The organism is Mesorhizobium erdmanii (assembly GCF_013170725.1).
Lineage (GTDB): Bacteria > Pseudomonadota > Alphaproteobacteria > Rhizobiales > Rhizobiaceae > Mesorhizobium > Mesorhizobium erdmanii.
Genome location: NZ_CP033361.1, coordinates 5,488,998 through 5,514,602 on the forward strand (window position 1 = coordinate 5,488,998; position 25,605 = coordinate 5,514,602).

The following is a 25,605-nucleotide window of genomic DNA, read 5'->3' on the forward strand; positions in this document are numbered from 1 at the left end:
TGATCCCGAAAAGTGGGAACTGGTTTTCTCGGACAAAACGGTTTCCGTTTGTCCAGAGATCATGCTCCAACAACAGAGTTGAAAATCAGCGCCCATGCCATACGATCTCGTCATCCGTCACGCGACGTTGATTTCCGGCGACGGCTCGAAACCTTTCGAAGCCGATATCGCCGTAACCGGCGACAAGATCGCCGCTATCGGTCGGCTGGACAGCGCACAGGGGATCGAGGAAATCGATGCCAAGGGCAAGGTGGTCGCGCCCGGCTTCATCGACGTGCACACCCATGATGACGGCGCGCTTTTGGCACCACGCGGCATGGACCCGAAGATCAGCCAAGGCGTGACCACGGTGATTGCCGGCAATTGCGGCGTCAGCCTGGCGCCGCTGCTTCTCGACAGGACACCACCGCCACCCTTCACGCTGGTCGGCGGCCGCGAGAATTTCCGCTTCGATCGCTTTGCCGATTATGTCGGCGAGCTCGAGTGGCGCGGCATCGCCACGAACGCGGCTCTATTGGTCGGCCACACCACTTTGCGCCAGCGCTGCATGCCGGTGACCGACCGTCCGGCCAACGAAGCGGAAACGGCAGCGATGCAGAAGGCGGTCGCCGAGGCCATAGCAGAGGGCGCCTTCGGCCTCAGCACCGGGCTCGACTATCCGCCGGCCGTGAAATCCTCGACCGAAGAGGTCAAGGCGCTTGCGGCCACGGCGGCCGCCCTCGGCGGCCCCTATGTCACCCACACGCGCAATTATTTCGAGACGATGGACGAGGCGATCGAAGAAGCGATCGACATTGCCGATCATGCCGGCGGAAAGCTGTTCATTTCACACCACCAGTGCACCGGCCGCGCCAATTTCGGCAAGAGCCGGCCATCACTGGAAAGGATCGACCAAGCGCGCGAGACGATGGACATCGGCATGGATGTCTATCCCTATGCCGCGAGCTCGACGGTGCTGCGGCTGGAGCGCTGCGACATCGGCCTGAGGATCCTCGTCACCTGGTCCGACCCGCATCCGGAGATGGCTAGGCGCGAGATCGCCGACATTGCGCGCGAATGGAACTGCAGCGAGCGCGAGGCCGGTGAGCGACTGCTGCCGGCTGGTGCCGTCTATTTCCAGCTCGACGAGACCGATGTGCGCAACATCATCGCCCATCCGCGAACCATGATCGGTTCCGACGGCCTGCCACACGACATCCATCCGCACCCGCGTCTCTGGGGCACCTTTCCGCGTGTGCTCGGCCACTATGCCAGGGATGTCGGCCTGTTCAGCCTGGAGGAGGCCGTGTTCCGCATGACCGGCCTGCCGGCGCGCGAATTCAGTATCGCCCAACGCGGGCTGCTGGCCGAAGGCAATTTCGCCGACCTCGTCGTCTTCGATCCCGAGACGATCATCGATACCGCGACCTTCGAGGAGCCGCGCCGGCCCGCCGCCGGCATAGAGCAAGTCTTGGTCAACGGCGTATCCGTCTGGCGCGGCGGCAGGGCGACCGGCGCACTGCCGGGCACGGTTCTCAAGCCCTCGGCCCCAACGGTCGTCAGGGGCGCATGCGGCTGCGGCGCCGATCACAGCGCGTCGTAAATCCGGTCCACCGTTTCGAGCGTGTAGACGAATTCCACCGGCCGCGTGCAGCGCCAGCCGTCGAAGGGTTGGCCGGCGAGCGCCTTCAGCGCCTCGGGCAAGCGCAGGATGCCGCCGCCGTAGAGCCGATTGGCCATGTCGAGCATGCCGGTGCGATGCATGGCCTCGCTCATGCTGCCACAGGCATCCTTGACCAGCCAGACCCTGAACCCCTGGTACACCGCGTCGAACACGCTCTCGGTCACACAGCTGTCGGTCAGCACGCCAGTGACGATCAGGTTCTCGACCTTGAGGTCGGCAAGCCGTCTTGAAAGATCGGTGCGGCGAAAGGCGCTCGGCCAGTGCTTGTGGATGACGATGTCTCCGGCCTGAGCCGCCACTTCGGCGCAGATCGCCGCGCCAGTGCTGCCGGCGATGGCGGAGCGGAATTCCTCGGTCAGGATTTCCTCCTGCCGCGCATAGCCGTCGCGTTCCTCCGGTTTCACCCAGGCCTGCGCATGGATGACGGACACACCCACCGCGCGTGCGGCTTCGATCAGCGCGGCGGCGTTGGCGAGCACGGCGTCATAGCCGACGACCGGCCAGGCCGCGTTGGGGCGGTATTCGTTCTGCAGGTCGATGACGAGCAAGGCGGTCGCGGCAAGGTTCATGGCTGTCCCAGGGGATTGTCGAAGTCGGTGACGAAACGAAGAAGCAGGCGGATCGCCTGATCGAGATCGGCGAGTTCCATCGCTTCATGCGGGTTGTGGCTGCCGTTCTCGTTGCGCACGAAGATCATGGCGGTCGCAATGTCGGCCCCGGCAAAGGTGGCCGCGTCGTGCCCCGCCCCGCTCGGCACATGCGGCGCCCGCATTTCCAGCGTGGTGGCAGCGTGGTCCAGCCTCGCGATCAGAGCCGGCGACATGGTCGCCGGCTCCCAGGTGAAGCGCGGCCCGGCCTCGAAGCCGACGCCGCGTTTCGTGCCGACTTCGGCGAAGAGCGCGTGCAGTCTTGCCTCGATCCGTTCCAGCACGGCGGCCTCGGCACTGCGCACATCGAGCGTGAAGCGGAGCTCGCCGAGGACGCGGCTGCCGCCGTGCTGGCTCGGATCGGATTCCACCCGGCCGAAGGTGATGGTGGCCTCATGCCCTTCACGCTCGAGCGCGTCCCATTCCGCTTCGAGGCCCGCGACCAGATCGGCAAAGCCGAGCACGCTGTCATGGCGGGCGAAACGCGGCTCGGCGCCGGAATGCGCGTAGGCGCCAAAACATTTCGCGTCGACATAGCGGAAGCCGCCAGCGATGCCGGTGACGATGCCGACCGGCGCGCCGGATGCGACAAGTCGCGGTCCCTGCTCGATATGCACTTCGACGAAAGCCGCGATCCGGCTGGCATCGATGCCCGGAACGCCGCGCCGCACGGCATTGGGATCGAAGCCCTCCTCCAACATGTGGTCAGCCAGCGTACGGCCGCTGTCCGACCGCTTCGCATCCAGCGCTGCCGGTTCCAGCAGGCCGAGTGCCGCCTGGCTGCCGGGATAGGACAGCGGGAACCAGACAGCCTCTTCGGCACGGGTAGCCAGCACGATCAGGTCGCGCGGCAATTGGATGCCTTGCCCGACCAGATCCGCCATCACCGCCAGCCCCGCCACGACGCCCGCGGCGCCATCGAAATTGCCGCCGTGCGGCACGCTGTCGAGATGCGAACCGATGACGATCGCCGGCAGGTTGGGGTTGCGGCCTTCCAGCGCCAGATAGAGATTACCGGCTGCATCGGTGCGCACCGTGGCGCCGAGCTTTTCCGCTTCGTCGCGCACGAGATCGTGAGCGAAGCGCTCACCGGGTCCGTAGGCGACGCGCGTGATCCCCGGCGCATCGGTGGTGGCATGCGCAAGCCTCTCCAGCAGATGCCCGGCCAGCCTGCCGCTGGCCGAGAGTGCGGCATTGCTCATGAAGCAACCTGCCTGGCTCGAGACTCGACGCCGCGCAGCCGATGCGGCGCGAGATCGTCCATCGACACGCCTTGCCTGGCGACATCGTCCGGAAAGCCTTTGCCCGCGATCAGGCTGGCGCAGACGCGCGACAGCGCCGGCGAGGTCTTGATGCCGTAGCCGCCCTGACCGACAAGCCAGACGAAATCCGGCAGCGCGTCATCCGGTCCGACCACCGGCGAACCGTCGGCGACGAATGTTCTGAGGCCGGCCCATGAGCGCGACACGCGCTGCACCTCGATCGTCGTGGCCCGTTCGAGACGTTCAGCCCCGATCGCCACATCGATATCCTCGGCATAGGCATCCATCGGCGCCGAGGGCGTCGCATCCGCCGGCGAGACGAACAACTGCCCTGCATCGGGTTTGAAGTAGAACTCGGCGCCGACATCGTTGACCAGCGGCCAATCTGATATGTCCACACCGGCGGGTGCCGGGATGTTGAAGGCGGTGCGGCGCTTCGGCTGCAGGCCGATCGGGCGCACGCCAGCCATGACGGCAATCTCGTCGCCCCAGGCGCCGGCGGCATTGACGAGCGTTGGCGCAATGAACGTTCCCGCCGGGGTTTCGACCCGCCATTGGCCGCCTTGCCGTCCGATCGCCTTGACGCCGGCATTGGTGACGATGCGCGCGCCACGCGCGCGGGCGCCGCGCAGATAGCCCTGGTGCAGGCCGTTGACGTCGATGTCCATCGAATGCGGTTCGATATAGGCGCCGGCGAGATAATCCGCGCGCAGCACCGGCACGCGCGCGATCGCCTCGGCTGATGTCATGGCGACGATCGAGGGCACCAGCGCCTGCGCGGCCTCCATATCCTCACGCAGAAGATCGAGTTGATCGGCGCGCGCCACGGTGATCATGCCGCGTTTGCTGAGCAACGGATAATCACAAAAGCCGGCCGGCGGCTCAGTCAGGAAAGACCGGCTCGCCAGCACGATACGGCGGATGACGCCGTTGCCGTAATTTTCGGTGAAGCTCGCCGCGGAGCGGCCGGTGGTGTGGTAGCCGCAATGACTTTCCCGCTCGAGCAGCACCACCTTGGAGTTGCGGGAAACCTCGAAGGCGGCGCCGGCGCCGGCAATGCCGCCACCAATGATGATGATTCCGGTTTCCTCGGCGGCACTCATATCAACCCATCCTTCAACATGATTGCACAGCCTTATCTTCGCGCGGCACGGCAGGCGGCTCACCCAGGCGTCCGCGCCGGGCGCGCTCGCGGGCACCGCGCCCTTCGGCCAGGTTCTCCGCCAACGAATTCTGGCGCGCACAATCCTCCAGTGCCAGGTCGCTCACCAGTGGCACCGGCTTGCCGGCGATCGCCATGCCTTTCAGCCGCGCCCAGACGGCGCGCCGTTTGCGCACCTGATGCGACTGCAACTCACTGATTTCGGCAATGCCGGTCTCGCGCTTGATCTCCAGCGCACCGGCTTCGACCGCCGCGTCGAACAGCTCGAGGCCGCGCCTGTTGCGCACGATGACGCCGTTGAGCGCCTCGTCCTCGGCCGCCGGCCCGCCGTTCAACCAGGCGTCATGAACCGCGATATCCGCCACCTGGCCGATGGCGTCGGGACAGATCTTGCAGCGCGGCTGGATCATCCATTTGTCCTCGTCCTCCCACAGCTGCCGATAGGTGAGTTCGAAGGCGCGGCCGTCCCCGGTTTCGATACGGTTGAGGCCGGGATTGCCATGGCCGCGATAGCGGAACATCGTGAGTTCGTCTTCGTTGAGGCCGAAGCGCTGCAGCACCTGTTCCGATTTCGACAGGTCCGAGGCGCCGCCGCAGACGAAGGCCAAGGCATATCGCATGTACCGGTCGACGCGGGGATCGAGCCGCGCCAGGTTGCGCACGGCGGTGATGTCACAAGGCTTGGCGATCAGCGCGAACGGCTCGCCACGATCGAGGATGTCGCCGAAATCGACCAAGGTCGCGGCCGGGCCATAGCGCGAGCCTGCGCCTTCGAGCATCGAAGCGGCGTCGAAGCTCAGCCGCCTTTCGCTGCGCATCGGCCGGAAATGCGATGCGGCGACATGCAGCACGAATTTGACGCGCCCGGAGCTCAGCAGGAACTGGCCGAGCGCCGTCAGCACTCCGCCGCCGGAACCGACAAACCGCACGGTAGGGTTTTTCGCGCGGCCGAGCACAAGCCGCTCGACCGGTCCCCAGACAGTGTCCATCATCGCGGCTTCGCTTGATTGCGCCGGTGGCGGACCGGCGATGCGCGTTCCCGGACAGACGGCATTGATCCGCCGCAGCGTCGATCTGTCCAGCGCCTGCCGCGCCACAGGCCGCTCGCGCCCCTCCGGCGTCATGACCATCTCGATGGCATCTGGCGCGGCGATCGAACGGCAGAGGCCGCAGCCGATACAGAGCCCGCTCTCGACGATCTCGCTCAACGACAGCGGATCGGCCGGCGGCGCTTCTGTACCTTGTCTTCGATTGGCTTCGATGAGGCTCATCTGGTCCGCCGCTCTCAGACCGGTTCCGCGATCAGGCGGTACTGGTCGGGGCGGCGATAGAGCGCGAAGTTGAAATTCACCTTCCGGCAGGTCTCGATCAGGTCGAGATCGGCACGATGTACAATGATCTCGTCGCCGAGCGACATCGCCAGCGCGGCGATCTCCCCGGTCGGTGCGATGATGCAGGAGCCACCGATCAGAGCCTGGCCGTCTTCCAGCCCGGCCTTGGCGGCGGCCGCCACCCACAGCGTGTTCTGGTAGGCGCCGGCCTGCATCGGCAGATGGTTGTGGAACATTCTGAGATGCGCCAGCGCCGGCGCCTCGTCGAGCAGCAGCGGCGTGTTGTAGCCGAGCAACGCCACCTCGGCGCCGTTGAGGCACAGCATGCGATAGGTTTCCGGCCAGCGGCGGTCGTTACAGATCGCCATGCCGATGCGGACGCCGCGATAGTCGAAGACCGGAAAGCCGAGATTGCCCGGCTCGAAATAGCGCCGTTCGAGATGCGTGGTGGTGCCCTCTTCCGGCTCGGCGGAGCCCGGTACATGCATCTTGCGATAGCGGCCGATGAAGCCCCCGTCCGGGCCGACGAGATCCATGGTGTTGAAATGGCGCGTCCTGCCCGCTTCCTGCGCGATCTCGCAATAGCCGAGTGCGAAACCGACCTTGAGGCGGGCGGCGGCATCGTAGAGGCGCTGCGTGTCCAGCCCCGGCATCGACTGTTCGAAGAAGGCGTCGATCTCCGCCTGATCGTCGATGCGCCAGCGCGGGAAGAAAGTGGTGAGCGCCATCTCGGGGAACACGGCAATCTCCGCACCCGCGGCAGCGGACATCTCCAGCAGGTGGACGAGGCGATCGACCGTTTCGGCGCGCGAGGCGCTTCGCTGGATGGGTCCGGTCTGGGCGACCGCTATGGTCAGGCATCGAGCCATGGCGTCGTCTCCTCGACTGGTTTTCCCGAGCGGGCCGGATCGGCCGCGGTGCGCTCTACGAATTGTCCGAACCCAGGCTGCACCCGCAGCTTGCCGTCGGCGACCACAGGCACGCCGCGCACCAGCACGGTTGTCGGCTTGCCGGTTACGCTCCGGCCCTCGTAGGGGGTGAAGTCGACGCGCGAGTGCAGGGCCGAATGGCCGAGCATCCAGCTCACCTCGGGATCCCACAGCGCCAGATCCGCATCGAGGCCGACCGCTATGCGGCCCTTGGCGTGGGCCAGGCCATAGATCGCGGCGGCATTGCGTGAGGTGAGATCGAGATAGCGGTCCAGTGTCAGCCGGCCGGTCAACAAGCCTTCCGAGAACAGCAGCGGCAGACGCGTCTCGATGCCGGGAATGCCGCTCAGCGTGGTGGTAAAGCCGGGCGTCCGCGATCTGGCGATCTTATCAGCGAAGAAATAGGGTGAATGGTCGGAGGACCAGAGATCGATGCCGCCATCGATCAGCGCCTGCCACAGATGGTCATGGCTGCGCGGCGAACGCGGCGGCGGCGAAAAGACGAAGCGCGCCGCATCCAGGGCCGGCCGGTCGAGGTCGGCGGCGCCGATGAACAGATATTGCGGGCAGGTCTCGGCAATCGCATCCACCCCTCGCACGCGGGCTCGCGCCACCTCCTCGGCCGACTGCCAGGAGGAGACGTGGACGATGGTCATGCGCGCGCCGGTCATTTCGGCGAAGGCCAGCGCGCGGTGCGTGGCCTCGCGCTCCATGGTCTCGCTGTGGGCAACGACATGGTAGCGGATATCGGTGCGGCCGAGATCGATGAGCCGCTGGCGCGTGCGCCTTATGGCAGCGTCGTTCTCGGCATGGACCATGACGATCCAGCCAAGCTTGCGGGCGGTGTCGAGCACCCTGAAGAAGAGATCGTCGTCGACGGCAAAACCCTGATAGGTCATGAACAGCTTGACGGAGGCGATGCCGCGGCCGGCGAGCTGCGACAGCTGTTCCTCGACATCCGGGCCGGTGCCCATGGTCACGACCGCGTGCAGCCCGTAGTCGATCACCGCGCGCCCTGTGGCGCGATCAAGCGCTCGATCGATGGCGCCGACAGTGCTCATCTCCGGACCCGGCATGCCGAACGGGACGATGCAAGTCGTGCCACCGAACGCCGCCGAGATGGTGCCGGACTCGAAATCGTCCGCATTGCCGGCTCCGCCCCAGACCGGCTGGTCGAGATGGCAATGAGCGTCGATGCCGCCGGGCATGACCCAGCGGCCGCCGGCGGCGATCACGGATCTGCCGGCAAGCCCGGTGCCGATGGCGCCGATGCGGCCCTCATCGATGGCGATGTCGCATTCGGCCCACCCGTCGTCGAGCGCAACCCGTCCGCCTTTGATCACCAGCTCATGCATTCGATTTGCCCACCCCAACCGGCGTCAGCCGACCGCCGCAGTGACCATGATCTCGACGCGATACTGGTCGCCGGCAAGCCGCGCCTCCACCGTCGCGCGCACCGGCATGGCGCTGCGATCGATCCAGGCGTCCCAAGCCGCATTCATCATCTCGAAGTCGGCGATGTCGCGCAGCCAGATCTGGGCGCTGAGAAGCTTCGACTTGTCGGTGCCGGCCTTGGCCAGAAGCGCATCGATCTTGGCCAAGATCTGCTTCGTCTGCGCGTTAGTATCGCCGGAAAGGTCGTCCGCCGTCAGGCCAGAAACATAGACGGTGCCGTTGTAGCGCAGCACCCTGCAGAAGCGTTGCCCGTTCTCAAGGCGTTCGATCGTCATCTCCTGGTCTCCCTCTCGATCTTTGGCAGGCGACCTATCGTAGGGAGCGTGCAAAAGGACTGTAAAGCCTGTCGCACGGCACAACCCGGTTTTCCGCCGCCGGGATGGCCAAAAAAAATGACGCCATAGCCGTGTCAATCTTCGCTTGTGACAGACATGGCGAGGTGTAGCTTCTGTGTGGGAGAGCAGCCGCCGGACAGCGAGACTGCCAAGGGGAGCCGTCGCAATGCATAAGAGTCCAGCGCCGGTGATTGATCCCGTTTGCGAACGACGCCGCCCGTCCTAGCCGGCTGACAGCGGCATAAATGGGGTCAATCTCTCAATCCGCGATGCGCTTGTGGCGGAACGCCGAGCGCTCCCGAGCCATGCTGCCGATCATGGCAAGCGTCTGTCTCGCCTGCATCGGCAGCGCCATGCTGACGACCGCGGTGTCGTTCCACCTCGGCAAACCCGGCGTCGACCCCGACGTCGTTCAGATCGTGCTGACGGCCTATCCATTGGGCTTCCTGATCGGATGCCTGATGACGCGTCCATTGGTCGCCCGCCATGGTCATGAGCGGACCTTCCTGCTGATCCTGACGACCGCGCTGCTATCGGCCCTGGGCTTCGTGTTCACCGACTTCATGCCGGGCTGGTTCTGCTTCCGGCTGCTCGGCGGCATGTCCATGGCCTCGATGTTCGTCGTCTGCGAAAGCTGGATCAATCTCTATGCCGAACAGCACAATCGCGGCGCGATGTTCTCGATCTACATGCTGACGACAGCGATCGCCGTGCTGCTCGGCCAGATCCTGGTCGCGCTAGTCGGTCCGAAATCTCCGCATCTGTTTCTGGTTGCGGCGGCGACGGTGCTTCTGGCGTTCGCGCCCAAGTTCGCCGGGCTGCGCTGGCCGACATTGCCTTCGTTGCCGAACGATCCCGCGCCCGGAGCGAAGGCCGACAGGCGGCTCGGGCCGCTGGCGCTTTTCAGGCTGGCGCCGGTGACGGTCGTTGCCATTTTCCAGGCCGGCATCACCAACATGAACATCTTTGTGCTGACGCCTCTTTACGGGACGCAGATCGGGCTGTCGGCGGCGGCCACGGTCTGGCTGGTGACGACGATCAGCATCGCCGGCATGCTCGCGCAGACCCCGGTCGGCTGGCTGTCGGACCGGTTCGACCGCCGCCTGATGCTGCTGGTGCAAGGACTGGTGGCGGTGACGGCCTGCGCCACGATCGCATGGGTCGGCACGCTGTCGGTGCCGCTGTTGTTCGTGCTGTTCTTCGTCTATGGCGCCACGGCGCTGACGATCTATCCGGTGGCGATGGCCTTCGGCGCATCGCAGCTTCATAGCCGGCACATGGTCGCCGCCTCAGGCACGCTGCTTCTGCTCTATTCGATCGGCAATGTGGCGACGCCGGGTGTCGCCGCGGGATTGATGGCGCATCTTGGGCCTCCGGCCATGTTCCTGCTGCTCGGTGGCGGCGCTGCCCTGGTCACGGTCGCGGCCTGCTACAATCTGCTACGCCGGCCGGTGACGGTGCCGGTCCTGCAAAGTGTCGAGGAACGGGTTTGAGGTCGCCGCTATGAACCGACTGCAAGGAAGCGTTGTGCTGATCGCGGGCGCCGCAAGCGGCATTGGCGCCGCCATTGCCCGGCGCTGCGTCGCGGAAGGCGCCAGCGTGGTCTGCGCCGACCATGACCTCGCGGTGGCGCAGGCGCTTGCCGACGAACTCGGCTCGTCGGCGGCCGGTTGCCAATGCGACGTGACCGATGCCGACTCTGCCAGAAGCGCCGTCGACATGGCAAAGCAGCGTTTCGGCCGGCTGGACGGACTCGTGCACAATGCCGCCGCGCCATCGACCAACGCCAGCGTCGTCGATCTCGACGAAAAGTCCTGGCGACATGAGCTCGACGTCAGCCTGACCGGCGCGTTCCTGATGAGCAAATATGCGGTGCCGTTGATCGCCGCGGGCGGCGGCGGCTCGGTGGTGTTCATCGGCTCGCAATTCGGGCGGGTCGCGACCACCAGGGCCGTCGCCTATTGCGCCGCCAAGGCGGGGCTGATCCATCTCGCCAAGGCGATGGCTGTCGACCATGCGCCGGACAAGGTGCGCGTCAACAGCCTATCGCCGGGCGCGGTGGCGACGACGCGCCTGCTGCGCAGATTTCCGGACTTCGACGCCGCCAACGCAGGTCTTGGACCGGCCCATCTGCTCGGCCGCATCGCGGAGCCGGAGGAAATCGCCGCGGCCGCAGCCTTCCTTTTGTCATCGGACGCATCCTTCGTCACCGGATCCGACATGCTCGTGGATGGCGGCTATGCGACGCGCTGACCCGCTTCGTTCAACTTCAAAGGAGTTCGCATGACCCTGCTCGTCACCGGAGGCACCGGCTTTGTCATGAGCGTGGTCGCGCGCGCATGGCTCGACCGCGACCCGCAAGCCCGCGCCGTGATCCTCGACCGGTCCGGCCTCGACGCCGCGGCCGAAAAGCATTTCGCCCCGGTGCGCGACCGGCTCACAGTGATCGCCGCCGATGTCCTCGACCCGATGACCTGGTCCTCGACGCTCGACGAGCAAGGCATCACGGCGATCGTGCATGGCGCGACGATCACGCCGATCTCGCGCGGCAGCGCCTCGGAGGCAAAGCGCCAGCCGGAGGCCGAGGACCCGGCCCGCATCGTCGACGTCAATCTCATGGGCACGGTGCGGATGCTGGACTGGGCGCGTACGAGGCCGAACGTGAAACGCTTCGTCTATGTCAGCTCCGGCTCCGTCTACCGCCATAACGGACCCGACTGGGGCGGCGAACCGCTGCCGGAAGACGGCTATGTCGCACCGCTGACGCTGTACGGCATCTCGAAATTCGCCTCCGAGATGGTCACCAACCGCTATGCCGACCTGTTCGGCCTGTCGGCGGTCTCGGTGCGGCTTGCTTCCGTCTACGGCCCGATGGACCGCGCCACCGAGAGCCGCAACTTTCGCCATGTTCCCAACCGCGTCGCGCATATGGCTCTGGCCGGCGAGACGATCAGGCCGAACAGCCTGGAGCCGGTCGGTGACTACACCGTCTCGACCGACGTTGCCGACGCGATTATCGCGTTGATCGATGCACCGCGCCTCAATTACCGCCACTACAATATCGGCTCCGGCTCCAGCCAGACCATCGGCGAGATCATAGGCTGGGCAAGGGAACGCGTGCCCGGACTGAAAGTCGAGGTGACATCGGGAGAAGACGCCAACATCGTCCAGGATGTGAGACTGAAAGGCGGCATGTGGGGCGCGTATGACATCGCCCGCATCCTACGCGACACCACATGGCGGCCGCGTCCCGGCAAGGAAGCCTTCCACGCTTACATGGACTGGATAGAAGCCAACGAAACGAGCTGAGAGGAATCTGCCATGACGCCGAGTGCTGCCTCGCAACCGCCGCAGCCGCGCGACTTCGTCGGCTATGGTCCGCGCCCGCCCTTCATGACCTGGCCGGGCGGCGTCAAGCTCGCCATCAACCTCGTGCTCAACTACGAGGAAGGCTCGGAGTATTCCTGGCTCGAAGACGGCCGCAACGACAATTGGGGCGAATACAATCTCACCTCGAGCCCGCCGGTGCGCGATCTCGGCACCGAAACGCATTTCGAATATGGCAGCCGCGCCGGTGTCTGGCGCCTGGCAAGGCTGTTCGATCGCCACGACGTCCCGATCACCATCTCAGCTTGCGCGGTGGCGCTGGAGCGCAACCCGCCCTTCGTCGAATGGATGAAGACGCGACGTCACGACCTGCTCGGCCACGGCCTGCGCTGGATCGACTACACGACCATCGAGCGCAACGAGGAAGAGCGCCAGCTGCATGAAGCGATCGCGCTTTACGAGAAGCTCCTGGGCAGGCGCCCGTTGGGCTGGAATTGCCGCTCGCTGCCCAGCGTCAACACGCGCGACCTTTTGGTGCGCGAAGGCGGCTTCCTCTACCACTCCGACCCATGCAACGACGACCTGCCCTATTTCCTCGACCATCGGGATACGGAGATCCTGGTCGTGCCCTATTCCAAGACACTCAATGACAGCCGTTATCTGGTGGCGCCGGGCTACAGCAATCCGCGCGACTTCGCCGAGGACTGCCGCTCGGCGATCGACTACATGCTCGACGAAGCGGACGAGACCGGCGGTCGCATGCTGACGATCGGCATCCATGCGCGCTGGATGGGCCAGCCAAACCGGGCGTCCGGCCTGCGCGAAGTGATCGAACATGTGAAGCAGAACCCGGCTGCTGCCTTCATGCGCCGCGAAGACATCGCCCGATTCTGGCTCGACAATCATGCCGGCTTCGAGCGGCGCGGCTAGAGCGGTCTAACGGAAGCAAGACGGCATGTTCGAGACGCTGATCCGGGGAGCCACCATCGTCAACGCCGAAGGGTTCGAGCGGTGCGATGTGGGCGTCAGCGACGGCCGTATCGCAGCGCTTCTCCCACCCGGCGAGACGGCTTCGGCCAGGATCGTTGTCGACGCTACCGGCGCCTATCTGCTGCCCGGCCTGGTCGACGCGCACGCGCATCTGCGCGAGCCCGGACTGACGCACAAGGAGGACTTTTCCTCCGGCACGCATGCCGCGGCCCTAGGTGGCGTGACGACGGTGCTCGACATGCCGACCGACGAACCGTGGACAGCGACGGGCGAACAGCTTGCCGACAAGATGGCGATGACTGAGGCCCGCCTCCACGTCGACGTCGGCCTGCAGGCCGTGCTCAGCCGCGACCTGTCGCTCATCCCGCGCCTGCTCGATCTCAGGCCGGTCTCGTTCGAGCTGTTCACCGCAGATGTGCCCGATGACTTCCTCTTCGCCACGCTCGACGCCGTGGCCGAGGCGTTGAAGGCTTTTGCCGGCAGCGACACCTTGATCGGCATCTCGCCCGGCGATCAATCGATCCTGACCGGCAGCACCATGCGCGACCGCTCCGGCACCATCGCCGCCTTCCAGGCCAGCCGGCCGCCGCTGGCCGAAGCCAACGGCATCGCCCGGGCGCTTGTGGCCGCCGCCTCGGCGGAGGCCAGAATTCATGTCCGCCAGATCAATTCCGAACTCGGCGTCGAGGCCTGGAGCCGGCTGCGCGGCATGGCCGACGCCAGCGTCGAAACCACGCCGCAGAACCTCTTCTTCAACGCCGGCGACTATGAGATGCAAGGCGCCAATCTCAAGGCCTCGCCACCCCTGCGCTCGCCGCATGACGTGGATGCGCTGCGCGCCGCGCTGCGCGCGGGACTGATCGACATCGTCGCCACCGACCACGCGCCGCACACGCCGGCCGAAAAGGCAGCCCCCTATGCGGCTTTCGCCGACATTCCGGGCGGCATGCCGGGACTGCAGACATTGCTGCAGACGATGCTGAAACTGGTCGACGACAATCTGATCACGCTGCCCGATCTGGTGCGCCTGTGCGCCCGTAATCCGGCCGAGCGCTTCGGGCTTGGCCGGCGCAAGGGCCGGATCGCCACCGGCTACGATGCCGATATGCTCATCCTCGATCCGCGCCGCTCCAGCACCATCGCCAATGCCGATCAGGTGTCGCGGGCGGGCTATACGCCCTTCGACGGCTGGACCGTCCAGGCGCGGCTGACAAGCGTCTTCCTGCGCGGCCGCGAGATCGTGCGCGAGGGAAAACGGATCGGGCCGAAAATCGGAACCATCGTCACCCGGGAAAGCTGAGGAAACATGCCCCTGCTCGCCAACAAGACCGCCATCGTCACCGGAGGCAGTTCCGGCATCGGCCGCGCGATCGCGCTGAAATTCGCGGCCGAGGGCGCGAGCGTCGTCGTCGCCGACACGGTCGAGCAGCCGATCGAGGGCGGTGAGAGCACCGTGGAGTTGATCCGCTCGACTGGCGGTGCCGCCGTCTACCTCCGGACCGATATCGCTGACTGGAGCGCCGTCGATGCGCTGGTCGGTGCGACCGTCGAGCAGTTCGGGCGGCTCGACGTGATGGTCAACAACGCCGCGATCTACACCAGCACCAACCTGATTGACACCACGCCGGAACAATGGCAGCGGGTCATAGGCGTCAACCTGACCGGTTTCTTCTACTGCTCGAAACGGGCGGTGATGCAGATGCTCGCCCAGGCGCCGGTCAACGACGTGCGCGGCCGTGTCATCAATATTTCCTCGCAGCACGGCATGGTGGCCTGTCCCGGCGACCTTCCCTATTCGGTGAGTAAGGGGGGCATCGTGCAGATGACGCGGCAGATCGCGGTCGACCACGCCGACGATCTGATCGTCTGCAACGCCATCGCGCCCGGCAAGATCATCACCGGCAAGCCGGGCGTGGCCAACGACCCGGACGCGATCGACTATTCACGCCGGCGCACGCCCTGGCCGCGGCTCGGGCATCCGAACGATGTGGCAGGAGCCGCACTGTTCCTTGCCAGCGACATGGCAAGCTACGTCACCGGCATCAACCTTATGGTGGACGGCGGCTGGATGGCAGGCTGACTAATGCTGGCTGCCTGCGATGCGCCAGGTTGGGTTTCCGTCATTGCCTGCTGAACGTGCCGGTGTAGGTCTGGCCGGCGAGCACATAGGTTCCGGCCAGGGTTTCGCCAGGCAGCATCGTCAGACTGATGTCGGCGCCATTCGGCAGACGCCCGAGCTTCAACGTCGTCCCGACAATTCTTCCCGCGCCGGCTGCCTCTCCCGGATTGTTGTCGCCCAGATTGCTCCAAGCAAAGGTGACTGTCACCTGGCCATTCGGAGAAATCGTCTGCACTGCGACCTCGGCTTCAGACGTGCCCTCCAATCGTCCAGCCCACATGCCCGAAAAAGCGGCATACTTGGCCGGAACGCCTTTCGCCGGGGGAGTGATCGTCACGGATTGATCCATGATTGCCGAACCCGCGGGAGCCAAACCGGGTTGAGGGGCAACGGGACCTGGCGCGGGTTCGACAGCGGCGGGTTGCCGCTCTGCAGGAGCCGATTGGCACGCAGCCAAGGCAAGCGCCATCAAGCCCAGCATCCTATTCCGCATCAAATTCTCCCTGTCGTTCACGGGCTACCGGCGGACCGCGTCCGCCACATTGCACGTCACTCTACATCACCGACCGATGCAATGCGTATATCTCGCTGACGCCAGAGCCGTCCGGTTAAACGGACCGACGGCGAGGCTGTCTGAAAGAGGCATCACGTCTGCACGGGCGCGATTGTCCACTCATCGCGGCGGCCGCGCTGCCGGGCTTCAGTCGTACGATAGGGACAGCCCCGCGAGGAGCGGAGCGTAGGCGGCGAGCCTGCGGGATACGAACTCCGTGAACAGCCGCACGCGCTTCGTCTTGCGTGTCTCCCCCTGCGTGAGCAGCCAGAGCGTTCCGTACATGTGCAGCTCGGTGCCCGGCACCCTCACCAGCAGGGGGTCGGCGTCTCCAACGAAGCACGGCAGTGTCGTGATCCCAAGCCCCTGCCGCACAGCAACGATCTGCGCTTCGCCGTCCGTCGTCCTGAACGGGACCCCCGTGGTAGGAACCTCACCCTCGCGGACCCAGTCCGGAATTCCATGCATGCTTATGACGATCCACCGGATGGGATCAGCCGCGCCCGCACGCCATGCGGCTAGCCGATCGCGGGATATGTAGACGGCGCCGAACAGCTCCGGTCCCTTCAGTCCGTGAAGATTGAGCGGCAGGGTTTTGCGATCGTAGACGACGCGGATCGCCACGTCGGCCTCCCGGTTGGTCAGATTTGCCAGCTCCCCGGACGACAAGATCTCCATCTCGATGTCCGGGTGCAGACGCGCGAAATCGGCGAAGTCCGGCATGAAGAGGTGTGTCGCGAGGGTCGGGGCCAACGTCACCCGCAGAAGCCCGCGCACGCTCTGGTCGCGCCCGAAGACGCGCGTCTCCAGCTGATGCGACGACGCTTCCATCTGGTTCGCGAGTTCGAGCACCTCCTCGCCCGCCGCCGTCAGCCGGTAACCTGAAGGCAGCTTCTCGAACATCTGCGCTCCGAGGCGTTCCTCGAGCTGGGCGATGCGTCGCAGCACGGTCGAGTGATTCACCCCGAGGCCTTCGGCGGCGGCCCGCACCGAGCCTCGGCGCGCGACGGCAAGAAAGTAGCGAACGTCATCCCAATCGATCATGGTGCAATCTCGCACCGCGCGGTGCGCCTTCCAAATCCCAAATCTAACACATTGAACCATATCTCGTACGTGGGCAGCACAGTGGTCCTCGTAGCGCAAGCCGACAAGTGCAGCCCAATCCCGAACGGCGATGCTGATCGTCGCTCCTGGCGCCCGTGGTCCAGCCGGATCGATTTCGCACCACCGATGTGCGCGCTTCCGCACTGAACGCCTGACGTCGGCAGACTTATTTCCAGGCTCTCGGGGTTCTTCCCGAACGACCAAAGGCAGAGCCTGAAAGGAAAAGTCATGGGAAAGCTAGACGGTAAGGTTGCAGTCATCACGGGTGGATCGAGCGGGATGGCGCTGGCGAGCGCCAAGCGGTTCGTTGAAGAAGGCGCCTATGTTTTCATCACGGGCCGGAGACAGGAGGCGCTGGACGAGGCGGTCAAGCTGATTGGCCGGAACGTGACCGGCGTGCGTGGCGACGTGGCCAATCTCGACGACCTCGACCGCCTGTTCGACACGGTCAAGCGGGTAAAGGGCAAGATCGACGTCCTGTATGCGAGCGCCGGCACGGGCGAAGCCGTCCCACTGGGCGAGATTACCGAGCAGCACTTCGATGCGGCCTTCAACCTGAATACGCGCGGCACGCTGTTTACGGTTCAGAAGGCGTTGCCGCTGTTCAACGATGGCGGATCCATCTTCATGACCGGGTCAGTTGCTTCGGTGAAAGGTTTTCCCGGTTACGGCGTGTATGCGGCGAGCAAGGCGGCGCTACGCTCATTCGCACGCACTTGGCTCAACGAACTGAAGGGCAGGAATATCCGCGTGAACGTGCTGAGCCCGGGGCCGATCGCCACACCGATGCAGGACCAAGTTCTCACCCAGGAGGCGAGGCGGACGTTCGAATCCCTGATCCCGCGGGGAACGATGGGACGCCCTGAGGAAATTGCCGCGGTCGCCCTGTTTCTTGCTTCCGACGAGTCGAGCTTCGTGAATGGGGTGGAGTTGTCTGTCGATGGCGGCTTCTCGGCCATCTGAAATCGCGCCGGTCACTGGAAGCGGCTAACCGGCGGAAACTAGCGTGTCCATGGCGGTACGGCGGGAAGCCGACGCGAAGGTCGCCACGCAGCGAAACGGATAACCCAGCGCCGTTGAAGGCCGGGGAATCAATACCAACACAGATCGGAGAAATATCATGAGCTACGCAATTGTGGGATTCGGGAAGATTGGCCAGGCCCTCGCCCACGCCTTCGCCCGCAGGAACATCGACGTGACCGTCGCGAGCCGCCGGCCGCCCGAGGCGTTGGCGCAGCAGGCACGGGCGATTGGACCCACGGTCGTCGCCAAGTCGCTGCGGGAAGCACTCGAGGCCGATACGATCATCCTGGCGGTGCCGTTCGGGGAGCATAGCGAGGTTGCGAAGGCACTGCCGAGCTGGAAAGGCAAGACGGTCGTCGACGCGATGAACGCGTTGGTTCCACCCGAGGAACTGGACGGTCTCGTGTCCTCCGCCTTCGTCGCGAAGGCGTTTACCGGCGCCAAGTTCGTCAAAGGTTTCAATCACCTGATCGCGGCCGCCCTGGCCACCGATCCGATCGTCGAGGGCGGCCACCGGGTCGTCTTTCTGTCGAGCGACGACGAAGACGCGACCGTTCCCGTGGCGTCCTTGGCCAGACAACTCGGGTTCGCACCCGTCAAGCTGGGAAGGCTCAACGAGGGTGGCGCGCTGGTTCACGCACGCGGTCGCATTTGGGGCCCGCTCATCTTCCAGGACCTGTTCAAGAAGGAGCAGTAATCGATCCGCAATTCGCAGAGGCGCGGCGGGACATGTGGGTGAAGCTCAGGCGGCCGGCTGCGGTGCTGCCCTGAGCAGCATGCCGAAGAGGTCGCGCGGCTCGTCAGGATCGGCGAGCAGGTCGAGTTCCTCATACAGGCCGGTGGCCTGGAGCTGGTCGCGGACATACCGCAGTGCTGAAAAATCCTCGGTGGCGAAGCCGACGGAATCAAACAGCGTGATCTGCTCCGGAGCCTTGCGGCCTTCTGCCTGGCCGGTCATCACCTGCCACAGCTCGGTGACCGGATGGTCGGCATCGAGCTGCTGGATTTCGCCCTCGATGCGCGTCTGCGGCGGAAACTCGACGAAGATGTCGGAGCGCAGCAGGATGTCGCGGTGGAGCTCCGTCTTGCCGGGGCAGTCGCCGCCGACCGCGTTGATGTGAATGCCGGAGCCCACCATGTTGTCGGTGAGGATGGTGGCACACTGCTTGTCGGCGGTCACCGTGGTGATGATGTCGACACCCTCCACCGCATCCTGCCCGGTCGTGCATATGGTGATCTCAAAGCCCTTGCCGGCGAGGTTGCGGGCACATTTTTCCGAGGCCTGGCTGTCGATGTCGTAGAGCCGCAACCGGTCGACGCCAAGCAGCGCCTTGAATGCGACGGCCTGGAATTCGGACTGGGCGCCGTTGCCGATGATGGCCATGGAGCGCGAACCCTTGGGAGCCAGGTATTTGGCGGCGACAGCGGAGGTGGCCGCGGTGCGCAATGCTGTCAGGATCGTCATTTCGGTGAGCAGCATCGGATAACCCGAACCGACATCGGCGAGCACGCCAAAGGCGGTGACCGTCTGGCGACCTTCGCGCATGTTCTTCGGATGGCCGTTGACATATTTGAAGCCGTAGAGGCGGCCGTCGCTGGTCGGCATCAGTTCGATGACGCCGTCATGGCTGTGCGAGGCAATGCGCGGCGTCTTGTCGAACAGCTCCCAGCGGCGGAAATCCTCCTCGATATAGGCGGCGAGTTCGGTGAGGAACCGCTCGACGCCGATGGCCAGCACCAGTTTCATCATGCGGTCGACGCTGACGAAGGGGACGATGGCAAGGCGGGAAGGCTGGGTCATGAGATGCTTCCGGAATGGCTGCGGGTCGGGCGGTCCATGATGCGGCGGCCCATCAGGCTGGCGGTAAGGTCGACCATGAGCGTGGCGGTGCGGCCGCGCTCGTCGAGGAACGGGTTCAGCTCGACCAGATCGAGGCTCGAGACGAGGACGCTGTCGGACAGCATTTCCATCACCAGATGCGCCTCGCGGAAGGTGGCGCCGCCAGGCACCGTGGTGCCGACGGCCGGCGCGATCGAGGGGTCGAGGAAATCCACATCGAGGCTGACATGCAGCAGGCCGTTGGCCTTTTCGACCAGGGCCAGGAAGGCGCGCAGCAAAGGGGCAATGCCATGCTCGTCGATGGTGCGCATGTCATGCACGGTCACGCCCGCCTCGTTCAGCGCCCGACGCTCGGCCGGATCGACACTGCGCAGGCCCATGACGCAGATGCGGGACGGATCGACGGCGACGGGCAGGTCCGGGAAATAGCCGTCGAAGCCCGGCCGCCCGCTGGCATAGGCGAGCGGCACGCCATGCAGATTGCCGCTGACAGTGGTGTCGAGCGTGTGAAAATCCGGATGCGCGTCGAGCCACAGCACGAAGAGCGGCCGGCCGCGTTCGGCGGCCCGGCGCGCTATGCCGGATACCGTACCGGCCGAAATCACATGGTCGCCGCCAAGGAAGATCGGCATGGCGTCCCGCGAAGCCGTATAGGCGGTCTCGGCGATCGCCGCGGTCCATGCGGAAATCTCCGGCAAGGCCTTCAGCGCGAGATTGCCGTGGACGACAGCGCGCGCCGGAGCGGCTTGCACCGCGCCCCAGTCCTCGACCTCATGGCCAAGTTCCGACAGCACCGAGACAAGCCCTGCCGTGCGCAGTGCGCTCGGCCCCATCTCGCATCCCATCCTGCCCGCGCCGTCCTGCACCGGCGCGCCAACGATCCTGCAGCGCATGATTCTTTTGCCCTCGCGATTGATGCGTGGAATGAACCATCCTCGCCCGGCGGTTTGAACAGGTGAAATTGGCATTTCGAAAAGATTGGTTTATCGTTCTGGGCAATCATTCTGATCAAAATGGATGGCAATCATGGACGCGCTCGACGAAAGGCTGGTCACGCTGCTCAGGCACGAGGCGCGGCGCAGCATCTCCGATCTCGCGATCGATCTCGGCGTCTCGCGCGCCACCGTGCGGGCGCGCATGGAGCGGCTGGAAAAGTCGGGAGAGATCATCGGCTACACTGTGGTGCTCCGCGCCGACGCCGTCGATCAGAGGATACGCGGCGTCATGATGATCGAGATCGAAGGCCATGCCGCCGATCGCGTGGTCAAAGCGCTCGGCGGTCTTGCCGAGGTCTCGACCATTCACACCACGAATGGCCGCTGGGACCTGGTGGTCGAACTTGGCACGGCATCGCTGACCGATTTCGACGCGGTGCTGCGGCGGATACGGCTGATCCCCGGGATCACCGGCAGCGAGACGAGCCTTCTTCTGGCAACGCCGCGGACGACCAGGGCAAGGTTGACTTAGCCTGGATCACGCTAGCCCGGGCCTGGCGGCGCAGCCGCGCCTGACGCTATTCGAAGGAATAGGTGAAACCGTCCTTGGAGGCCCCTACGGTCACCTTTGTCATCTTTTCACCCGCTAGCGACCGGTTGAGCACGCCGCGGCTCAATTCCGGCAGAAGCGTGTTCGTCAGGATGGCATCGATCATCCGCCCGCCGGATTCGATCTCCGTGCAGCGGGCCTTGACCATATCCATGACACCGTCACCGATCACCAGTTCCGCGTCGTTGGTTGCGCGCAGCCGCCGAGCGATCTTGGCAAACTGATGGCGGGTGATCGCTTCGATCATTGAATCGGAGAGCGGATAGTACGGTATCGTGACCACCCGACCGAGGAAGGCCGCCGGAAAGACCTTCAGCAGCGGGCTGCGCAAGGCAGTGTCGAGATCGTCCAGCCCGGCCCGCACCGTGCCGTTGCCGGTCCGGTCCATGATGACTTCGGAACCCACATTCGAGGTGAGCAGGATCAGCGTGTTCTTGAAATCGATCCGTCGGCCTTCGCTGTCGTCCATCATCCCCTTGTCAAAGACCTGGAAGAATATCTCGTGCACGTCCGGATGCGCCTTCTCGACCTCGTCGAGCAGGATCACCGAATAGGGTTTGCGGCGAACCGCCTCGGTCAGGATGCCGCCCTTGCCATAGCCGACATATCCGGGCGGAGCTCCCTTCAAGGTGGAGACAGTATGCGCCTCCTGGAACTCCGACATGTTGATCGAGATCAGGTTCTGCTCGCCGCCATAAAGCGTCTCGGCCAAGGCCAGTGCGGTTTCGGTCTTGCCGACACCCGAGGGGCCGCACAGCAGGAACACGCCCACCGGCTTTTCCGGCGCGCCCAGCCCGGCGCGACTGGTCTGCACACGCCTGGCGATCATCTCCATGGCGTGATCCTGTCCGACCACGCGTTCGGACAGGGTGCTCGCGAGCCGCAGTGCCTTTTCGGTCTGGCTCGACAGCATCCGGCCAGTCGGAATTCCCGTCCAGTCCTGAACGACCGCAGCCACCGCGTTACGGTCGACCGACGGCAGGATCAACGGCGTCTCGCCTTGCGCAGCGGCGAGTTCGGCCATGAGGTCGCGTAGCCGGGCGAGGTCAGGGGCCGGATCGGATGGCGCAGGCTCGGCAACCATTTCGGCCTTCACTTTGGCCGCCTTGGCCTTCGGCTTTACGGCCTTCGCCAGTTCAGCCTTCGTCGTTTCAGTCCTGAGCGGTTCCGTCTTGAGCGGCTCGGTCTTGGGCACCTTGGTCTTTTCCGCGTCCGTTGCTGTAGTCTCCGTATCGGCCTCAGCGGTCGCCGCCTGATCGAGCGGCACACCTTCGCCGCGCAGCCTGGCGCGCAATTCGAGGATCTCGGCGACAAGGGCCTTTTCGCGATCCCAACGCTGCTGCGCGGCGGCAAGCGTGACCTCGGTTTCGGCAAGTCCGGTCTCGACGCGCGCCTGCCGGTCAGCCACCTCGATGCCGATCGCGGCCTCGCGGCCGATGATGCCGCGCTCCACCTCCAGCGCCTGCCGGCGGCGCAGAATGTCCTCTACCTCCGCCGGCGTGGCGTGCTGCGAGATGGCGACACGGGCGCAAGCGGTGTCGAGAAGGCTGACCGCCTTGTCCGGCAATTGCCGTGCCGGGATGTAGCGATGCGACAGGCTGACTGCCGCCTCGATCGCCTCATCGAGTATCTGCACCTCGTGGTGCTGCTCCAGCACACCGGCCACGCCGCGCAACATGAGAACGGCCACCGCCTCCGACGGCTCGTCGATCTTTACCACCTGGAAACGGCGCGTCAGCGCCGGATCCTTCTCGATGTGCTGCTTGTATTCGGCCCAAGTCGTTGCCGCTATGGTGCGAAGCTCGCCCCGTGCCAGCGCCGGTTTCAGCAAATTGGCGGCATCGCCGATTCCGGCGGCGCCGCCGGCGCCGATCAAGGTGTGGGCTTCGTCGATGAACAGGATGACCGGCGTTTCCGATGATTGAACCTCATCGATGACGGCCTTCAGCCGTTTTTCGAACTCACCTTTCACGCTTGCGCCCGCCTGCATCAATCCGACGTCGAGCATACGCACGCTGATGCCTTGCAGCGCGGGCGGCACGTCCTCCGCCGCGACACGCAAGGCAAAGCCCTCGACGACAGCGGTCTTGCCGACCCCGGCCTCGCCGGTCAGGATGGGATTGTTCTGCCGGCGCCGCATCAGGATGTCGACGATCTGCCGGATCTCGGGATCGCGGCCAACGACCGGATCGATCTTGCCGTCGCGGGCGCGCTGGGTGAGGTCTGTCGCGTATTTCGCCAGCGCCGAATCCCCGCCCGGACCGCGCTTCTGCGGCGTCTCGGCAGGGCCAGCGGCAGGCGGCGAGCCGGCTTCGAGCGAGCCTTCGGTGACATCGGCGAAGCGGGAAATGACGCCGTCGGCGTCGATCTTGTCGAATTCGGCGCTGATTTTCGACACCAGGCCTTCCAGCACCGGCAGCTTCAGGCAGGCGAGCAGGATGTGGGCGCTGCGCACCTCTTCGACGCCGAACTCCAGCGTCGCGAGGTTCCAGCCCTCCTGGATGGCGTGGAAGATGTGGTCGGAAAACTCCTCCACCGATGTTGCGCCATAGGGCAGCTTGTCGATGGCTCGGGTCATGTCCGCCGTCAGCCGGCTGGCATCCAGCCCGGCGTCTGCAACGATCATCTGCACATCCGAGCGCTCGGACAGCACCAGTTGCTGGATAAAATGGACGAGCTCGACGTAAGGATTGCCGCGCAGTTTTGCGGTGTCGGCGGCGGCCTTGAAGGCGCGGACACCCACGGCATTGAGCTTGCCGACCAGTTCCTTGCGCTTGAAGGTCTGCGATGACCGGCGCTGTTCCATCGAACGTGCTCCTGCGATCTGCCAGCCGATAAACTGCCACATAAGCCGTCACTTGACAAAGCGCGGGACGGATCGATGGCGCGACGTCCGGTTCAGCCGGCCCTTTTCACTTGTGGAAAGTCCCGCATCCCTGTCTGCGAACAGCCACGTGCCCGAGCGCCCCTGCGAGATGCGTTTCGCATACGGCTTAGGCAAGCAAGCCACCGATTTCAACGACTGGGAAGCGGTTTCGTTTAGCTTCTGTTAAATTTTTGGACAGCCATTGAATTGTGGTAAAGTGCAACCGTGTGCTAACGTGGCGTCACGTACGGTTTGAGGTCGGTCGCTGGGGGTTTGAGTGATTGATGCCGCGCTCTGGCTTAGCCCGCTCGACGGTGGAAACCCGTCAGGGGAGGATTTGCGCAACGACCCGGCTTTCCATGAGCTGGAGCGCCTGACGGAGCCCGAGGTCAAGGTCGTCCACGACGGCAACAACAAGCCCACGTCGCAAAGCACCATTCCTGTCGACTGGTCCGCTGTGCTGGCAAAAGCGGCGGACTTGCGCGCGCACGGCCGCGACCTGCGCCTCCTCGTCATCGTCACGCGTGCGCTGGCCAATGAAGAAGGGCTGGCCGGGCTCGCGCAAGGTCTGACCCTCATCGCGCAGACCTTCGATCAGCATTGGGAAACCATGCATCCGGCCCTGCGGCCCGGCGCCTCGCCTCGCGATGCCGCCTTGCGCCGTATCAACGCGCTGCTCGACCTGCAGAATGGTCAGGACGGGCTGTTGGCGAACCTGCGCCAGATGATTTTCTTTACGCCACGCTCGATCGGGCCGATCAGCGGACGCGACCTGGAACAGAGCGCGCTCGACGACCGTGTCATGCTCCAGGAAGCCGCCTCGGGATTGAACACTGCGGAAAAGGCCGCGCTGGTCAGCGCGCACGGGCAATTGTTGAACCGGGTGCGCGCCGGGTGTGCGGCACAGATTGATCAGGCCGGTGCGGAGATGGTTTCGCTGGTCGCCGACGCTCGGGCAGCGATCGCAGCCCTCGACGCGGTCGAAACAGCGCTGAACGCCCGCCTCGAAGGCGGCGGCGCTCCCGTTCCGGACTTAAAGCGGTTTCTGCAGCGTTTGCTGACGACCCTCGAACGGAATTCCGCGGCGGGTGCGGTGGCCAACGGCGCGGCCAAGCCGCCCAACCCGGCAGAACCGGCAACGCCTGCTCGAAACGGTCATGGAGCCGAGACTATGGCAAGTGCGGCAAGCTACACGGAGACCAGCACGGGGCTTCCCGACCGGATCTCCTCGCGCGACGACGTGGTGAAGTGCCTCGACCTGGTCGTCGCCTTCTATGACCGCACCGAACCATCGAGCCCGATACCGCATCTGGCGCGGCGCGTGCGCCGCATGGTGCACATGGATTTCGTTGAACTGATGGAAGATCTCGCCCCGTCGGGGCTGAAGGAATTCCGGCTCCTTGCCGGCGTTCCCGATGTCAAGAAGACGGCTCAGAAGGATGAAAGGTAACAGC

At 65.1% G+C, this 25,605-nt stretch carries 23 protein-coding genes; 11 read left to right on the forward strand and 12 right to left on the reverse strand.

What is annotated here, in order from left to right; all coding sequences use genetic code 11:
• Positions 1-94 precede the first annotated feature (94 nt).
• Entirely contained in the window at positions 95-1,582 is a 1,488-nt protein-coding gene (locus tag EB233_RS26665; protein ID WP_064987838.1) for an N-acyl-D-amino-acid deacylase family protein, read from the forward strand.
• Here EB233_RS26665 and EB233_RS26670 read toward each other — a convergent pair.
• From EB233_RS26670 to EB233_RS26700, 7 genes are read right to left on the reverse strand one after another with little or no spacing between them, the layout of a single operon-like run.
• Positions 1,567-2,232 carry a cysteine hydrolase family protein gene (locus EB233_RS26670; RefSeq protein WP_064987837.1) on the reverse strand — a complete coding sequence of 222 codons (666 nt, stop codon included), beginning with the start codon at positions 2,230-2,232 and terminating at the stop codon, positions 1,567-1,569. The genes EB233_RS26665 and EB233_RS26670 overlap by 16 nt on opposite strands.
• Complete coding sequence (locus EB233_RS26675; RefSeq protein ID WP_064987836.1) at positions 2,229-3,512, reverse strand: Zn-dependent hydrolase; 1,284 nt, start codon at positions 3,510-3,512, stop codon at positions 2,229-2,231. The genes EB233_RS26670 and EB233_RS26675 overlap by 4 nt, the downstream gene beginning before the upstream one ends.
• Positions 3,509-4,675, reverse strand: a complete 1,167-nt coding sequence (locus EB233_RS26680) for an NAD(P)/FAD-dependent oxidoreductase (protein ID WP_064987835.1) — start codon at positions 4,673-4,675, stop codon at positions 3,509-3,511. The genes EB233_RS26675 and EB233_RS26680 overlap by 4 nt, the downstream gene beginning before the upstream one ends.
• A gap of 13 nt (positions 4,676-4,688) precedes the next feature.
• A complete protein-coding gene (locus tag EB233_RS26685; RefSeq protein WP_064987834.1) occupies positions 4,689-6,005 on the reverse strand; it encodes a Coenzyme F420 hydrogenase/dehydrogenase, beta subunit C-terminal domain in 1,317 nt (438 codons plus the stop codon).
• A gap of 14 nt (positions 6,006-6,019) precedes the next feature.
• Positions 6,020-6,934 carry a nitrilase-related carbon-nitrogen hydrolase gene (locus EB233_RS26690; RefSeq protein ID WP_064987833.1) on the reverse strand — a complete coding sequence of 305 codons (915 nt, stop codon included), beginning with the start codon at positions 6,932-6,934 and terminating at the stop codon, positions 6,020-6,022.
• Complete coding sequence (gene hydA, locus EB233_RS26695; protein ID WP_064987832.1) at positions 6,919-8,349, reverse strand: dihydropyrimidinase; 1,431 nt, start codon at positions 8,347-8,349, stop codon at positions 6,919-6,921. Before hydA ends, EB233_RS26690 begins: the two co-directional genes overlap by 16 nt.
• 24 nt (positions 8,350-8,373) lie before the next feature.
• Positions 8,374-8,724: a RidA family protein gene (locus EB233_RS26700; RefSeq protein ID WP_064987831.1), complete on the reverse strand. Its 351-nt coding sequence runs from the start codon at positions 8,722-8,724 to the stop codon at positions 8,374-8,376.
• A 377-nt stretch (positions 8,725-9,101) separates the two neighbouring features.
• Between EB233_RS26700 and EB233_RS26705 the strand changes: the two genes are divergently transcribed.
• From EB233_RS26705 to EB233_RS26730, 6 genes are read left to right on the forward strand one after another with little or no spacing between them, the layout of a single operon-like run.
• Positions 9,102-10,277: an MFS transporter gene (locus EB233_RS26705; protein WP_343064833.1), complete on the forward strand. Its 1,176-nt coding sequence runs from the start codon at positions 9,102-9,104 to the stop codon at positions 10,275-10,277.
• Between the two features lie 10 nt (positions 10,278-10,287).
• Positions 10,288-11,037 (forward strand): SDR family NAD(P)-dependent oxidoreductase, encoded by a 750-nt coding sequence (locus EB233_RS26710; RefSeq protein ID WP_027056048.1) that lies wholly within the window; start codon positions 10,288-10,290, stop codon positions 11,035-11,037.
• A gap of 30 nt (positions 11,038-11,067) precedes the next feature.
• Positions 11,068-12,093: an NAD-dependent epimerase/dehydratase family protein gene (locus EB233_RS26715; protein WP_064987829.1), complete on the forward strand. Its 1,026-nt coding sequence runs from the start codon at positions 11,068-11,070 to the stop codon at positions 12,091-12,093.
• Positions 12,094-12,105: 12 nt separating this feature from the next.
• Positions 12,106-13,041, forward strand: a complete 936-nt coding sequence (locus EB233_RS26720; protein WP_064987828.1) for a polysaccharide deacetylase family protein — start codon at positions 12,106-12,108, stop codon at positions 13,039-13,041.
• A gap of 25 nt (positions 13,042-13,066) precedes the next feature.
• Positions 13,067-14,401, forward strand: a complete 1,335-nt coding sequence (locus EB233_RS26725; protein WP_064987827.1) for a dihydroorotase — start codon at positions 13,067-13,069, stop codon at positions 14,399-14,401.
• Between the two features lie 6 nt (positions 14,402-14,407).
• The gene (locus EB233_RS26730; RefSeq protein ID WP_064987826.1) at positions 14,408-15,181 is read left to right on the forward strand and encodes an SDR family NAD(P)-dependent oxidoreductase; all 774 of its coding nucleotides are present in this window, start codon (positions 14,408-14,410) and stop codon (positions 15,179-15,181) included.
• 40 nt (positions 15,182-15,221) lie between these two features.
• On the opposite strand, the gene EB233_RS31895 is transcribed toward EB233_RS26730, so the two are convergent.
• The gene (locus EB233_RS31895) at positions 15,222-15,689 is read right to left on the reverse strand and encodes a hypothetical protein (protein ID WP_244277610.1); all 468 of its coding nucleotides are present in this window, start codon (positions 15,687-15,689) and stop codon (positions 15,222-15,224) included.
• 231 nt (positions 15,690-15,920) lie between these two features.
• Positions 15,921-16,817 carry a LysR family transcriptional regulator gene (locus tag EB233_RS26740; protein ID WP_064987825.1) on the reverse strand — a complete coding sequence of 299 codons (897 nt, stop codon included), beginning with the start codon at positions 16,815-16,817 and terminating at the stop codon, positions 15,921-15,923.
• A 288-nt stretch (positions 16,818-17,105) separates the two neighbouring features.
• Here EB233_RS26740 and EB233_RS26745 point away from each other — a divergent pair, with 288 nt between their 5' ends.
• Both EB233_RS26745 and EB233_RS26750 read left to right on the forward strand, forming a co-directional pair.
• Complete coding sequence (locus EB233_RS26745; protein WP_064987824.1) at positions 17,106-17,840, forward strand: SDR family NAD(P)-dependent oxidoreductase; 735 nt, start codon at positions 17,106-17,108, stop codon at positions 17,838-17,840.
• 157 nt (positions 17,841-17,997) lie between these two features.
• Positions 17,998-18,597 (forward strand): NADPH-dependent F420 reductase, encoded by a 600-nt coding sequence (locus EB233_RS26750; protein WP_064987823.1) that lies wholly within the window; start codon positions 17,998-18,000, stop codon positions 18,595-18,597.
• A 45-nt stretch (positions 18,598-18,642) separates the two neighbouring features.
• Here the strand turns inward: EB233_RS26750 and EB233_RS26755 are convergent, their stop codons facing one another.
• Together EB233_RS26755 and rocF are read right to left on the reverse strand one after the other, a co-directional pair.
• A complete protein-coding gene (locus tag EB233_RS26755) occupies positions 18,643-19,701 on the reverse strand; it encodes an ornithine cyclodeaminase (RefSeq protein WP_064987822.1) in 1,059 nt (352 codons plus the stop codon).
• A complete protein-coding gene (gene rocF, locus EB233_RS26760) occupies positions 19,698-20,633 on the reverse strand; it encodes an arginase (RefSeq protein WP_064987821.1) in 936 nt (311 codons plus the stop codon). The genes EB233_RS26755 and rocF overlap by 4 nt, the downstream gene beginning before the upstream one ends.
• Positions 20,634-20,766: 133 nt before the next feature.
• On the opposite strand from rocF, the gene EB233_RS26765 reads away from it, so the two are divergent.
• A complete protein-coding gene (locus EB233_RS26765) occupies positions 20,767-21,207 on the forward strand; it encodes an Lrp/AsnC family transcriptional regulator (protein WP_064988741.1) in 441 nt (146 codons plus the stop codon).
• 46 nt (positions 21,208-21,253) lie between these two features.
• Here EB233_RS26765 and EB233_RS26770 read toward each other — a convergent pair whose 3' ends face one another.
• Positions 21,254-24,091 carry a type VI secretion system ATPase TssH gene (locus EB233_RS26770; RefSeq protein WP_064988740.1) on the reverse strand — a complete coding sequence of 946 codons (2,838 nt, stop codon included), beginning with the start codon at positions 24,089-24,091 and terminating at the stop codon, positions 21,254-21,256.
• Between the two features lie 337 nt (positions 24,092-24,428).
• On the opposite strand from EB233_RS26770, the gene tssA reads away from it, so the two are divergent.
• Entirely contained in the window at positions 24,429-25,601 is a 1,173-nt protein-coding gene (gene tssA, locus EB233_RS26775; RefSeq protein ID WP_064987820.1) for a type VI secretion system protein TssA, read from the forward strand.
• Positions 25,602-25,605 lie beyond the last annotated feature (4 nt).